The organism is Lysinibacillus sp. GbtcB16 (assembly GCF_019091145.1).
GTDB lineage: Bacteria > Bacillota > Bacilli > Bacillales_A > Planococcaceae > Lysinibacillus > Lysinibacillus fusiformis.
In genome coordinates this window covers 116,551-131,161 of record NZ_JAGXJV010000008.1, presented here as the reverse complement: position 1 = coordinate 131,161, position 14,611 = coordinate 116,551, and the positions used below count along the sequence as shown (strand labels likewise).

Sequence of the window (14,611 nt, the reverse complement as noted above, 5' to 3'; positions counted from 1 at the left end):
AATTTGATTAGCTCAAATTGTTTTGCTGGCATCAATTTTGATGTCCAAAATTTTGTTTCGTTCACTAGCTAGGCTAGTTACTAAAAACTTTATTGATTACGTTTTGCTTGTTCAGTTTTCAAGGTTCATGTTTTGCTTTGTTTTAGCGTGTCACCGTGGCGACTTGTATAATACTACACCCTTATTTTTAAAAGGTCAACACTTTTTCAAAAAAAGTTTAACTTTTTTTCTCCACATAGAATTACTTCCTATATTAATAATCAAAATAAATCTTTGACTACAAATAATATTTTCACCCTTAAGGTTTATGTTATACCACTAATTAAAATATAATTTTATCATATCTTACAAGAAAAATTTAATAGATTTTTTGGATAGCAGGAAAAAAATCAATATTAAACCGATCTTTCAGTATATAGATGCAGTTCTTTATATAAAGGGGAACTAGAATGTGGGGCACTACACTCCTAAATGTAGTCAACGGCTTTACTTGATTTCAAAAAAGACTATAGATAAACTCAAAAGTTTGGGTTTATCTATAGTCTTAAACTGAATTTTATAAGGGGAAAAAGAATGGGATCGTTATCATCATGACAATAAACATAACAATTTGTAACGGTATCCCTATTCTTACAAAGTCCATAAATTTATAGCCCCCAGCTGTCATGACCAGCGCATTAGTTGGGGATGCAATTGGTGTGGCAAACGCCATACTCGCGGCTACTGCTACTGCAATCATAAATGTTGTAGGATTAACCTCCATTGCTATTGCAGCACTCATAGCTATTGGTGCAAACAATACAGCCGTCGCCGTATTACTAATAAATTGTCCAAAGACAGCTGTCAAAATATAAACACCTATGAGCACACCATAGGGACCATAGTCACCAAGAACTTTAATAATCCCGTCAGATAATATAGCCATGCCTCCTGTTTTTTCTAACGCTGTCGCCATTGGTAGCATGGCGGCCACTAGCACTATACTTTCAAAATTCATATTGCTATACGCATCTTCCATGTTCCGTAAGCAACCCGTTAATATCATTAAAACGGCACCAATCATAACAGAAATAACAGCAGGGAAAATTTCAAATGCCATTAACATAATCATAAACAGCATAATAATCCCCGCAATACCAGCTTTTCCTGTTGCCGCTGCTACACTCGCATGTTCTTTTGGCTGACCTACAACCACAACATCTTGGGTCTCTCTCGCTAATAAAAGAATTTCATCCCAAGCTCCTTGCACTAAAATAGCGTCTCCAAATTTCAACTTATGCGAAACCATGTCTTGAAGTTTATAACCACCCTTACGATTAATACCAATTATATTTAGATTGTATTTTTCTCTAAACCCTAACGAACTAACTGTTTCATTGATAAAGCTTGAATTTGGCGTAAGCAATACCTCTGCAATACCGAGGTGCTTCGAAACCAATTCATCAGCTTCCCCTTCTACTAATCCTTGCATCTCCAGGTGATAATCCTCAACAAAGTGACGAATATCCTCTTCTTCTCCTTGAACATACAGCTCGTCCTTTGCATGAATCACACTTGTGGGACCAGCCATTTCTTGATATGTCATAGGTAGTAAATTGATACCTTCTTGTGACTTGCGATGAATTTTCATCATACAGAGCGTGTACTTGGCTGGTAGCTTTAACTCTGCTAACGACGTTTCAATAATAGGTGATTCTTCTGGAACAGAAATTTTGAATAGTCGATTATTTAAATCATATTGCTTTATGATTTTCTTCGGTGAAAGCTTATAGCCCTCATTTGTTTGCGTACGATGTTGATCTTTCGGTAACAAAATATTGCGCACAAGCACTAGATAAGCAATTCCTGCAATCATACCCACTATACCAATTGGAGTTATTTCAAAAAATCCAAGTTTGCTATATCCTCTATCTACCAATAACTGACTGACAATTAAATTGGTTGGAGACGCAATCAACGTCATAAGACCCGATAGACTAGCTACGTATGAGAGTGGCAATAAAAATTTAGAAGGGCTGACCTTCATACTAATTGCTATACTGACAACTATTGGCATCATTAATGCGACAGTACCTGTATTGCTCATAAATGCACCGACAGATCCAACAATGATGAGTAGTAATACAAATAGTTTCAACTCACTATTGCCCGACCATTTAAGTAATAACTGTCCTGCCATTCCTGCAAGACCTGTGCGTAATATTCCTGCACCCACGACGAAAAGCCCTGCAATCATTAAAACTACAGAGTTTGAAAATCCAGCTAATGCCTCTGTTGGCGTTAGAATATCTGTAATAACAAATGCTAAAAGTGACACAATTGCTACAAGATCTGCTCGTATTTTATTGGTCACAAATGCGAAAATTGTTGCACCTAAAATAAGAAATGTTAATGTAAGCTGCACATTCATGAATTCCTTTCTAACATTAATCATTAAAATTTTTGTGACAGCAAAAAAGCCGTCACCATTGCTATTTCTATTATAGCTTACGAATGGCTAGAAATAGTAAAAGTCACCATCTTTTCAAAATTAAAATAAGTGTGGCATGCAACCACACTTTTATTTCTTGTATAGATGATGTTCTTTAATATAGTCATAACAAGCATTAGGCAAAAGATATCTTGGCTCTCCACCCATCGCAAATTCTTCCCGAATATAGGTAGAACTAATTTCCATAGCTAAGCCCTTATCAATAAGATGAAATCTCCCATCATCATTATTTCTTAAAATCGGGGATCGGCTAATTGTTGATAACATATCAATCCCATGCCTCGCCATAACAATGAATTTATTTTCCGCAACTAATGCGTCGCCCTTCTTCCATAATCCTGCACCAATATCTGCTAATAAATCTGCGCCCATAATAAAATGGATTTCATCTTCTGGATGCTTTTCCCTAAAGTATTTCATCGTGTCATACGTGTAAATATTCCATCCTTCTTGATCCATCTCATAGGAATCCGCCATAAAACGATCATCCTTAGCAATTGCTAAATGTAGCATATTCCACCGATGCCTATCTTCTGTTTTTATAGTTTTATCTTTTCGCTTATTTGAGCAGGGTAAAAATATGACCTTATCTAATTTACAACGATGTGCAACCGTGCTAGCAGTCCAAAGATGAACATTGGTGATAGGATCAAAGGATGAACCATAAATACCTATTCTCGCCATCGTATCTTCCTCCTGTCATTTTTTATCTAGTATCCATCTTCTTCGAAATTTTTTCTTTAATATCGTGAATAATAGTCCTCTTGTGATCCCAACAAGCCTGACTCAAATCAACAGGATACTCTTCCGGGTTCATCGTTCGTTTGTACTCACACCATAATAATTTTAAATTTTCCTGTGCATATGCTTGTGTCTCTTGAATTGTAGGTTCCTCAAATACTACTTTCCCGTTTTCTACAATGCTTTCATGTAACTCGATGGCTGTAAAGTTCGTCACAAACTTACTTATATACGTATGGACAGGGTGGAACATCTTTAGTCGTTCTGTCTGCTGAATATTTTCCTCATCAAGGGCAATATAGTCACCTTCAGCATGACCATTCTCATTATTTACAATACGGTAGACTCGTTTGCACCCAGGAGTCGTCACCTTTTCTGGATTCGCAGAGATTTTTATAGTATCAACCATTTCCCCATTTTCATTTTCAATAGAGACTAACTTGTATACCCCACCTAGAGCAGCTTGATCATAGGCTGTAATTAGCTTCGTGCCGATTCCCCAAGCATCAATCTTCGCCCCTTGAGATTTTAGATGCATAATAGTATATTCGTCTAAATCATTGGATGCCATAATTTTTGTTTCCTTAAAGCCTGCATCATCTAGCATTTTTCTTGCTACTTTTGATAAATAGGCTAAATCACCACTGTCTAAACGGATACCAATAAAATTAATTTGATCTCCCAATTCCTCCGCTACTTTGATGGCATTCGGAACACCTGACCGTAACGTATCATAAGTATCTACTAGGAATACACAGTCTTTATGTGCGGCTGCATATTTTTTAAACGCCGTATATTCATCTCTGTAGGTTTGAATCATAGCATGCGCATGTGTTCCTGAAACTGGAATACCAAATAATTTACCTGCACGCACATTACTTGTTGCAGAAAAGCCACCGATATAAGCAGCACGAGTTCCCCAAATTGCCGCATCGAACTCGTGAGCACGACGGGTTCCAAACTCCATCACAATATCCTCACCCGTCACTTCTTTAATTCGCGAAGCTTTCGTCGCGATTAGCGTTTGGTAATTAACAATATTTAGCAAGGGGGTTTCTATTAATTGTGCTTCAGCCAATGGTGCCTCGATTCGCAGAATAGGTTCATTGGCAAAAACCAACTCTCCTTCCCTCATCCCCCTTATAGTTCCTGTAAACTTTAGATTCTGTAGATAATGGAGAAATTCCTCTGGATAGTTCCCTTCTTCACGCAAATATTCAATATCACTTTGAGAAAAACCAAAGTTATTAATAAACTCCATTACTTTTTTTAAGCCAGCGAATATCGCATAACCATTGCCAAATGGAAGTTTTCTAAAATACAGCTCAAAAACAGCCTTTCGTTGTTGAACCGCGTCCTTCCAATAGGTCTGAACCATATTTATTTGGTATAAATCGGTGTGTAACATGAAACTATCATCTGCATATTTCACATCATTTCCCTCCATTCTTTACTATCAAATAACAGAGGCACCAAGTGCATGCTCAAAATGACTTAAAGCCCACTCATGTCCTGTTTGATTAAAGGATGCGACAGCGTTTTTATGAATGACAAGATCGAACCCTTTATTATAAGCATCTACAGCGGTATGAAGAACACAGATGTCTGTACAAACACCAATTAAATGAAGCTCTGTAATGCCTCTTTCACGCAATTTCAACTCCAAATCTGTCCCTGCAAAGGCCGAGTAACGAGTTTTATCTATATAATAGACATGTTCCAATTCTTGCTTACCTTCGTACAATGTTTTTAAAGCTCCGTATAAATCTCTCCCTTTGGTATGACGAATATTATGTGGAGGAAATAGCTTTGTTTCAGGATGATAAACATCTTCTTGCTCATGAACATCTATAGCGAATACTGTGAACTCATTATTGGAGATAAATTCACTTGTTAAATTAACAATTGCCTGCTCAAGCTGTTGTCCCGGCTCCCCACAAGTTAGAGCTCCATCAGTTGCAACAAAATCAACAGTGTAATCAATATTAATTAATGCTCTCTTTTTCATCGTTTTATCACTCCAATTTTTAATTAGTAATACTCAAATTACAAATTACTGTTTTTAAAATTATCAGGAAAGACGAATCTTTCCTAATGATAAATTGATTCCACCACTTCAAAATCATTAAAAGTATACAGCTGTGATGGCCTAAACGAATTTCGCTTTGTTTTCTTCGGTTTTCCTTCCACATCCACTACTTTTTCGATAAAAGGTAGTTTAGGTGCTTTTGTAAAAAAAACAGAATCATTAGCGATTCGTGGATCGTCTTCAACTGTCAGTAGTACCCGTTGTAATTCTGATAAGGTAAACTCTTGCGGTAAAAAGTTTTTAGCAACGGTTGTTTGCACCATGTCTTTTTTAATAAATTTGAGTGCATCTGCAATGATTTTACGATGATCAAAGGCTAGTTGAAGTGTAAATACATCTTCAATATCAAATAACTCTACATCATCTGCATCATCATTTGCTTGTCGTTGTTCCATTTGCTCCTCAGGAACAATCGCATAAAAAGCATTTGAAATCATCCAGCCACGAGGATCTCGATTGATATCATCGTAAACACCAAAGTGCTGAACATGTAACCCTTCTACATTCGTCTCTTCTTTTAACTCTCTTTTTGCTGCAATATAGGCTGATTCCTTTTGATGGGCATCTACAAACCCACCCGGAAGCGCCCATTTTCCACCTTCAATATTGGCATTTCCATCAGCATCTTTAGCAGCACGCTTAATTAACATAATTTTAAGTGTCATGTTTGGCGGCGCCTTTTCTTCTGTTTTCTCCGAAGTAATCGTAAAAATTGCTATATCTGCTGTGTATCCATCAGGTGTTTTATATTTTGAAGAATCATAATGCGCTAGCATTTCTTCTTCCGTCCTAAATTTTGACATCTTATAACCCCTTTAATCATTACAAGGTTTTAGTAATTTGTAATTAACGAATTACTATTTAATTGAATTATAAACCCCTACTGAAAAAAATGCAACCTATTTATTTAGTAACCCAAAGAGCTATTATCATCAGATTTTTTCAATTAAAATAAAAAAGCATAAATAAAGCTTTTATGCCTTATTTATGCCCATTTACTTTATTGTTCTTTCAGCAAAATTCCATTTTGTACAACAACTTGCCCATTTTTAATAACTGTATTTGTATGGTTCATGCCATAGAAGTATTGTAATTGCTTATAATTAGCAACATCTAAAATAATAACATCCGCTTTTTTATCAACTTCAAGGGAACCTATTTGTTCGCCTCGATTCACTGCATACGCGGCATTAATTGTTGTTGCTGTTAGTACTTCCTCTAGTGTCATTCCCATATGCATGCAAGCTAAATTCATTATAAACGGTAGACTCATAGTCGGAGATGATCCTGGATTAAAGTCCGTCGAAATGGCTACAGGTACCCCTTCATCAATCATTAGACGACCTCTCGCGAAAGGCGCACGTAAAAAGAATGCAGTTCCTGGCAGCAAGACAGCAATTGTACCCGCTTCAGCCATTTTTTGAATACCTTCATCGGAGGCAACTAACAAATGCTCTGCCGAAATGGCTCCCACTTCTGCAGCAAGTTCAGCACCTTTATAAGGCTCAATTTCATCAGCATGTATTTTTGGTGTTAATCCAAGATCTTTCCCAGCCTCTAAAATACGCTCAGATTGTTCTGGTGTAAAGACACCTTTTTCACAAAATACATCATTAAATTCAGCTAGTTCCAACTCTGCAACTTTGGGTAGCATTTCATGAATCAAAACATCCACAAACTCATCCTCACGCCCTTTATAGTCGCGAGGTACTGCATGTGCACCCATAAAAGTACTAATAACATCCATATCATGCGTTGCTTGCAACTTTTTCGCTACTTCAAGCTGCTTCTTTTCCGTCTCCCAATCCAATCCATAGCCTGATTTGGCTTCAACGGTTGTGACTCCATGCTTTAAAAATATATCTAAGTGCTTTCTTGTTTTTTCATACAAATCATCAAAGCTAGTTTCTCGTGTACGCTTTGTTGTAGCGTGAATGCCGCCACCCGCATTCATAATTTCCATATAGGTAGAACCATTGAGCCGCATATTAAACTCTTCTTCACGGGTTCCTCCATGTACGAGATGCGTATGACAATCCACTAGCCCCGGCATAACGACCTTACCAGAAGCATCAATTGTAGTAGCCTTCTTCACTAGTTCAGGAAAATCTACCTCTAATTGCTCTAAAGCACCTACAGCAACAATTCGATCTTCTTCAATAAGAACACTACCATTTTCCACTATAGCAATTTCTTGCATTTGCTCCTTTGTGCGAGGTCCTCGTACATTATTTTTTAATGAAATCACTTCATTAGCATTTTTTATTAAGATAGTCACTTTACATCATCCTTTAACATTGGTATTTGCACACCTTTGTTTTTAGCTGTCTGAATAGCAATATCATAGCCTGCATCTGCGTGACGAGCTACACCCATACCAGGGTCCGAAATTAACACGCGAGCAATTTTCTCTGCTGCTAGCTCCGATCCGTCTGCTACTAATACTTGCCCTGCATGCTGTGAATAGCCCATACCTACGCCACCGCCATGGTGAACACTTACCCAGCTGGCACCGCTTGCTGTATTAACTAGCGCATTTAAGATCGGCCAATCCGATACTGCATCTGAACCATCCAACATCCCTTCTGTTTCACGGTTTGGCGAAGCGACAGAACCTGAATCAAGATGATCACGACCAAAAACAATTGGGGCTGATAACTCACCATTCGCTACCATTTCATTTACTTTTAACGCAAAGCGATGACGGTCGCCATAGCCTAGCCAACAAATACGTGCAGGTAACCCTTGCCATTTAACCATTTTTTGTGCCATATCGATCCAATTCACTAGACCTTCATCTTCTGCGAACATCTCTTTCGCAAGTGCATCCGTTTTATAAATATCCTCAGGGTCTCCCGAAAGCGCAGCCCAGCGGAATGGCCCTTTCCCTTCACAGAACAACGGACGAATATAGGCTGGTACGAAGCCTGGGAAATCAAAAGCATTGGTTACGCCCATTTCTTTAGCATAGGCGCGAATATTATTGCCATAATCAAACACCTCTGCACCAGCCTCTTGGAACTCTAGCATTGTACGAACATGCTCTGCCATAGTTTCCTTAGCTCTTCGTTCATATGTTTTTACATCTGATTTACGAAGTGCTAATGCTTCCTCAAATGTCATGTTATTCGGTATATAGCCATTTATCGGATCATGTGCAGAGGTTTGGTCTGTGACAAAGTCTGGAATGATCCCTCGATTCAACAGTTCACGATTGACGTCTGCACAATTTCCAACAAGGCCAATCGAGGCTGGTTCTTTTTGGTCACGTAATTTATTTACTAATGCAACTGCTTCATCCACAGTTTCTACAAGATAATCACAATAGCCCTCTTTTATTTTACGTTCAATGCGGGCACGCTCTACTTCTACAACTAGAATGACAGCGCCAGCCATTTTCCCCGCTAAAGGTTGTGCACCACTCATCCCACCCATACCACCTGTAAGGATGAATTTACCGCGTAAATCTGCAGAGCCAAATACTTTTTTCCCTGCTTCTACGAAGGATAAATAAGTACCTTGTAAAATACCTTGTGCGCCGATATAAATCCAACTGCCAGCAGTCATTTGACCATACATCATTAAATTTCGATCTTCTAATTCATAGAAATGGTCCCAATTAGCCCACGCTGGTACAAGATTGGAATTGGCAATTAAAACACGTGGAGAATGTTCATGTGTACGGAATACAGCTACGGGCTTCCCTGATTGGATCAATAATGTCTCATCATTCTCTAGTTTTTTTAATGAAGCAATAATTTGCTCATAACTTTCCCAATTTCGAGCTGCTTTTCCAATACCTCCGTAAACAATCAGCTCATCTGGGTTCTCCGCTACTTCAGGATCAAGATTGTTCATCAGCATGCGCATCGCTGCTTCCTGCGTCCATCCTTTACAAGTTAATTGATTCCCATGTGGTGCACGAATACTTGTTTTAAATACCATAAAAAACACACTCCTTTAAAATGATAAATACATTAGTAAAATTAAATAAAACTGAATATTCAGACAATAAAACGAATAATCCCTTATAAAGCAGAGGCGACTTAGAAAACCAAGTCTCGCCTCAGCTCTTCCAACTTATAATCATTTAAGCAACTTTACATATATTCTTTTACTAGAGCATCAGTAGTTAATAAATACTCCGCCAATGCCTCAATTTCATCACCGATCGGCTGATCTGCTAATAGTGGTGGACAAAACTCACGAACTTTCTCTAAATACTTTCGTGTGGTTGGTGATAATTGTTCCTCCGCTTTATCTAAATAAATAGCCTGTGATGCACAAATCATTTCTATCGCTATAACTAGGGCAGCATTTCGGACAATCTGACGTACTTGACGAGCAGAAGTTGTCCCCATACTTACATGGTCTTCCTGATTCCCTGATGTAGGAATTGAATCGACACTGGAAGGATGCGCCAACACTTTATTTTCTGAAACGATAGATGCTGCTGTATATTGAGCAATCATCAGACCGCACTCAATCCCAGGGTTTGTCGCTAAAAATGGCGGTAACCCTTCATTTAATTGAGGATTCACCATTCGCTCTGTACGGCGCTCTGAAATATTAGCCCATTCACTTACCCCAATTTTTAAAAAGTCCATCGCTAATGCAATTGGCTGACCATGAAAATGGCCACCTGATAGTACTTCACCGCTTTCTAAAACAATCGGATTATCGGTCGTAGCGTTCATTTCCGTTTGTACTCGGTTCTCCGCGTAAAAGAAAGACTGCCAGGAAGCACCGTGCACTTGTGGAATACAGCGCAGAGAATATGCATCCTGCATACGAATTTCTCCTTGCTTTGTCACTCGCTTACTTCCCTCAAGCCACCTACGAATACGACCGCCAACAAGCTCTAACTCTGGATGTGGTCTTACTGCTAAAAGTGCTGGGTCAAACGCAGATGTTATACCCTTCAATGCTTCTAGTGTTAAACTAGCAGCCATATCCGCCGCTAGCCCAATTCGTTCAGCCTCATTAACGGTTAAGACACCGATACCCGTCATAGCCTGTGTACCGTTTACAAGTGCCAGCCCCTCTTTAGCTTGTAGTCGAACAGGTGATAATCCCGCTTGCTGTAACGCCTCACTACCACTCATCACTTCTCCATTAAACTCAGCCTTACCTTCTCCCACTAGGACTAAAGCTAAATGTGATAATGGCGCTAAATCTCCACTTGCTCCAACCGACCCTTGTGACGGGACAATTGGGTGTACGCCTTTATTAATAAAATCTAATAAAAGCTGTACCGTTTCCTCACGAATTCCTGAAAATCCACGAGCTAAGGCATTTGCACGTAAAACCATCATGGCACGTACAACATCAGTAGGAAACGGCTGGCCTACACCTGTTGCATCCGATCGTAATAAATTCAGTTGTAATAGCCCAATATCGTCTTCCTCAATTTTTATATTGCTTAGTTTTCCAAAGCCTGTATTCACACCATAAATCGTTTGCCCCTCTGCTAAGCGCTTTTCGATCCGTTCCCTACTTAAACGAATACGCTCTATACTATCTGCAGCAAGTGCAACTGTTGCATGCCCTTTAACGATTTCCTCAATTTGTTGTCTTGTTAATGTATGGCCATCAAGCTCGATGATCGACTTCACATGACATCCCCCTATTCCCTTTAAGGCTTATGTAAAATTCATTTTAACGTAATCAATAACACATCCGCATTCAACTACTTTTAAGCGTTTTCATTATAAACGAGTGTCCTGCTGAATAATGGTCAATTACTCTATTTCCATTGTACTAACTACTTTTTTCAGAATATAGAGAATTTTAAAAGAGAAAACATGATTTTTTTCAGATTCCTATGTTATTTTTAATAATATAATCGTATTTTTATATGAAACTAGAATATTTTAAGCGAGGTTAGATGTTATGAAGCTATTATTAATCGATCGAGACCCCACTGAACTAGCAGGCATTAAGTGGTTTTTACATACCTATTTTCCAGGCGATGTTTTCATTGATATGTGCACGACTATGTCAGATGTACCTCAATGCATCCGTCAATTTGAACCGGATGCCATACTGTTAAATATCGACTTGATCCCTAATAATCGCTTAACTTCTCTTTATCGAGATCTACAAAAACTTGCAGGTGCTATTTTAGCTGTAACAACAGAACCCTTATTTAAAAACGCATTAAAAGCCATTGATTTACAGGTAGCCCATCTGTTTGTAAAGCCCATTGATTTAGAAGTATTAAAGCAAAAACTGACAGGCATTTCCTTGCGCTCACCACAAATTACAGATACTGCGCAAGAGGCTGCAAATGAATCATTTTATAATCATTTATTTTTGGATACGAAATCAAACTCTATTGAAACTGGCATTCACTTTACAATAATTGAACCTGAGCACACTGAGACCTATAACAAGCTTTACAATTGGCTTCAACCGACATCGATTCACTTCCATATGAAAACCTATCCATTATCGAATAGAATCGTCTGCCTTTTTCAAACGCAAGACATAAAGCTGGTAGAGAAGGATGTACGTACTCTTATGAAGGAATGGCGTTTGTTTAGCAATAGTTCTTTAAATATTGGGATATATGATGGACCGACTACAAGCATTAAAAATATGTATACATTAACAAAGCGTGCACTTCATCAAAGTTTTTACGAAGGATTCGGGCATATTTTTTACGCAAGTAAACAATTTGAAATACAGCCCTTCGATCCATTACTAACACCAGAAGAACAACAATTATTAATAAGTAGCCTGGAGGAGGGTAATCTCGAAGCCGTAAAAACATTTTTATATCGACTTTCTAATGAAGGCATCTATTATGAGCAGGATGACCTACGCATCCATCTAACAAGTGTGTTAGCACAAATTCGGCGCTTTATGTTGAAATATAAACTACACGAAAAAGCAGTCATTGAACAAAACTACCGTCAGCTATTTCATTTAATTATTGAGCATCCTATTTTTTATACGATTCTCAATGGTATTATTTCTTTCACTCAGAGATTAATAGAGCTAGCCCGTGATGCACGCATGGAGAAAAGAGCCGATTATGTTGAGCTCGCTTTAGAAATTATTGATCAGCAATTTAAAGATAGTTCCTTGTCTCTTCCCTTTGTCGCCCGTAAGCTTGGCATCAGCCCCAATTATTTAAGTACAATTTTTTCGAAGAAACAAGGCTTGCCATTTAAGCGCTATATACAGCAAGTTAGAATTCAAAACGCTATTAAGATGCTAGTAGAAACAGATTTTGCAATTAGTGAGATTGCTCATTTAAACGGTTTTGATGACCCGAATTATTTTATTAAAATATTTAAACAACAAATCGGTATGACCCCTCATCGATACCGAAAAAACTAAAAAGAACGTTGTAGATAATTTTCAATTAGTCGTTTTCATTTTCAATAAAGGCTTGTGTTATGGGTATTAACTCTTATACTTTTTTCATTTACAGTATAAATACTGTTTATATATAGTTTATTTAACAACAAATTTAGGACGATAATTAAGTATAAATAAGCTCTTTGCTGCATATATTTATATTTTATATCTTACTATAAAAATTCTTTAACGATAATTATTATAATGTACTAGCAATTCTATTTTATATTTGTTATAGTTATAGACGAAGAGTTTGACTTACATTATTTTCAGGAGGTAACTAATATGACAAACGCAAATGATCGTAGCCGTCGTTTTACAACAGCAGGTGGTGCTCCAGTAGTAAGTAACCATGACTCTATGTCAGCAGGTCCACGCGGCCCTCTATTACTTCAAGATGTATGGCTAGTTGAAAAACTAGCAAACTTCAATCGTGAAGTAATCCCTGAACGTCGTATGCATGCGAAAGGTTCAGGTGCATTTGGTACTTTTACTGTAACGCACGATATAACTCAATATACAAAAGCTAAAATCTTCTCGGAAGTGGGCAAGAAAACTGATATGTTCGCACGATTCTCCACAGTTGCTGGTGAGCGTGGTGCAGCAGATGCTGAGCGTGATATCCGCGGCTTTGCCCTTAAGTTCTATACTGAAGAAGGCAACTGGGATTTAGTAGGAAACAATACACCAGTATTTTTCTTCCGTGATCCACTACACTTTACAGATTTAAACCACGTGGTCAAACGTGATCCACGTACAAATATGAAAAACGCTAATTCTAACTGGGATTTCTGGACGCTATTACCAGAAGCACTTCACCAAGTTACAATTGTAATGTCCGACCGTGGTATCCCAACTGGTTACCGTAATATGCACGGATTTGGTTCGCACACATATAGCTTTATCAATGCTGATAATGAGCGTGTTTGGGTTAAATTCCACTTCCGTACAGAACAAGGCATTAAAAATTTAACAGGTGATGAAGCAACTGAGGTAATCGGTCAAGACCGTGAGTCTTCACAACGTGATTTATATGAAGCCATCGAAAAAGGCGATTTCCCTAAATGGAAAATGTATATTCAGGTTATGACAGAGGAGCAAGCTCGTGAGCTACCATACAACCCATTCGATTTAACAAAAGTATGGTATAAAAAAGATTTCCCATTAATTCCTGTAGGTGAGTTTGAGTTAAATAAAAACCCGGACAACTACTTTGCAGAAGTGGAACAAGCTGCCTTTGCACCATCTAACATCGTCCCTGGTATTAGCTTCTCACCAGATAAAATGTTACAAGGTCGTATCTTTGCCTATGCGGATGCACAACGCTACCGTTTAGGTGTAAACCACTATATGCTTCCTGTTAACGCACCAAAGTGTCCATTCCGTACTTTCCACCGAGATGGCTCTATGCGTTTTGACGGCAACCTTGGATCAACACTAGGCTATGAACCAAATAGCTATGGTGAATGGGAACATAATTTAGACCATAAAGAGCCTGAGTTACGCATTGATGGTCATGCAGGAATTCATGATTTCCGTGAAGACGATAGTAATTACTTCGAGCAACCAGGTAAACTTTTCCGCCTAATGACTGCGGAAGAACAACAACGTCTATTTGAAAATACGGCTAATGATATGGCTTCTGTTGAGGAATTCATCAAACGCCGTCACATTCTTCACTGCTATTTAGCTGATCCAGCATATGGTGAAGGTGTCGCAAAAGCAATGGGTCTTTCATTAGAAGGTATGGATCTTACAAATCCATACGTAAAACAACCAACAAACGTTTAATATTCCACTTATTATTGATATCCAAATCCAACTTTTCTCCATGTGAATGTATAATTCACATGGAGCTTTTTTGTATTCGTCTAGGTTTAAGCGTTCATTTCTATTTGCAAAGGCATATATTCCTTTTTTTC

10 protein-coding genes are annotated in these 14,611 nt (G+C 38.2%); 2 read left to right on the top strand and 8 right to left on the bottom strand.

Features of this window, described 5'->3' with window-relative positions:
- Window positions 1-556: 556 nt before the first annotated feature.
- The 8 genes from KVT27_RS19995 to hutH all read right to left on the bottom strand — a co-directional run bounded on the left by KVT27_RS19995 (window position 557) and on the right by hutH (window position 10,936).
- Complete coding sequence (locus KVT27_RS19995; RefSeq protein WP_036122326.1) at window positions 557-2,410, bottom strand: SLC13 family permease; 1,854 nt, start codon at window positions 2,408-2,410, stop codon at window positions 557-559.
- Window positions 2,411-2,560: 150 nt separating this feature from the next.
- On the bottom strand, window positions 2,561-3,175 hold the full coding sequence (nadD, locus tag KVT27_RS19990) for a nicotinate-nucleotide adenylyltransferase (protein ID WP_025116948.1): 615 nt from the start codon (window positions 3,173-3,175) through the stop codon (window positions 2,561-2,563).
- A 22-nt stretch (window positions 3,176-3,197) separates the two neighbouring features.
- A complete protein-coding gene (locus KVT27_RS19985; protein WP_217581808.1) occupies window positions 3,198-4,679 on the bottom strand; it encodes a nicotinate phosphoribosyltransferase in 1,482 nt (493 codons plus the stop codon).
- 9 nt (window positions 4,680-4,688) lie between these two features.
- Entirely contained in the window at window positions 4,689-5,240 is a 552-nt protein-coding gene (locus KVT27_RS19980; RefSeq protein WP_036122311.1) for a cysteine hydrolase family protein, read from the bottom strand.
- Between the two features lie 83 nt (window positions 5,241-5,323).
- Window positions 5,324-6,124, bottom strand: a complete 801-nt coding sequence (locus tag KVT27_RS19975; protein WP_036122307.1) for an NUDIX domain-containing protein — start codon at window positions 6,122-6,124, stop codon at window positions 5,324-5,326.
- 197 nt (window positions 6,125-6,321) lie between these two features.
- Window positions 6,322-7,599: an imidazolonepropionase gene (gene hutI, locus KVT27_RS19970; RefSeq protein WP_217581807.1), complete on the bottom strand. Its 1,278-nt coding sequence runs from the start codon at window positions 7,597-7,599 to the stop codon at window positions 6,322-6,324.
- A complete protein-coding gene (gene hutU, locus KVT27_RS19965) occupies window positions 7,596-9,266 on the bottom strand; it encodes a urocanate hydratase (protein WP_217581806.1) in 1,671 nt (556 codons plus the stop codon). Before hutU ends, hutI begins: the two co-directional genes overlap by 4 nt.
- 155 nt (window positions 9,267-9,421) lie before the next feature.
- Complete coding sequence (gene hutH, locus KVT27_RS19960; protein ID WP_036122298.1) at window positions 9,422-10,936, bottom strand: histidine ammonia-lyase; 1,515 nt, start codon at window positions 10,934-10,936, stop codon at window positions 9,422-9,424.
- A gap of 277 nt (window positions 10,937-11,213) precedes the next feature.
- On the opposite strand from hutH, the gene KVT27_RS19955 reads away from it, so the two are divergent.
- The gene (locus KVT27_RS19955) at window positions 11,214-12,668 is read left to right on the top strand and encodes a response regulator transcription factor (protein ID WP_036122295.1); all 1,455 of its coding nucleotides are present in this window, start codon (window positions 11,214-11,216) and stop codon (window positions 12,666-12,668) included.
- A gap of 306 nt (window positions 12,669-12,974) precedes the next feature.
- On the top strand, window positions 12,975-14,480 hold the full coding sequence (locus KVT27_RS19950) for a catalase (protein ID WP_036122292.1): 1,506 nt from the start codon (window positions 12,975-12,977) through the stop codon (window positions 14,478-14,480).
- The last annotated feature ends 131 nt before the right edge of the window (window positions 14,481-14,611 follow it).

What these genes read in the sequence shown, in the direction of transcription:
- KVT27_RS19995 (WP_036122326.1), bottom strand. Translation starts at nt 2,410, where the DNA reads ATGAATGTGCAGCTTACATTAACATTTCTTATTTTAGGTGCAACAATT.
- KVT27_RS19950 (WP_036122292.1), top strand. Translation starts at nt 12,975, where the DNA reads ATGACAAACGCAAATGATCGTAGCCGTCGTTTTACAACAGCAGGTGGT.
- KVT27_RS19985 (WP_217581808.1), bottom strand. Translation starts at nt 4,679, where the DNA reads ATGGAGGGAAATGATGTGAAATATGCAGATGATAGTTTCATGTTACAC.
- KVT27_RS19980 (WP_036122311.1), bottom strand. Translation starts at nt 5,240, where the DNA reads ATGAAAAAGAGAGCATTAATTAATATTGATTACACTGTTGATTTTGTT.
- hutU (WP_217581806.1), bottom strand. Translation starts at nt 9,266, where the DNA reads ATGGTATTTAAAACAAGTATTCGTGCACCACATGGGAATCAATTAACT.
- KVT27_RS19955 (WP_036122295.1), top strand. Translation starts at nt 11,214, where the DNA reads ATGAAGCTATTATTAATCGATCGAGACCCCACTGAACTAGCAGGCATT.
- nadD (WP_025116948.1), bottom strand. Translation starts at nt 3,175, where the DNA reads ATGGCGAGAATAGGTATTTATGGTTCATCCTTTGATCCTATCACCAAT.
- KVT27_RS19975 (WP_036122307.1), bottom strand. Translation starts at nt 6,124, where the DNA reads ATGTCAAAATTTAGGACGGAAGAAGAAATGCTAGCGCATTATGATTCT.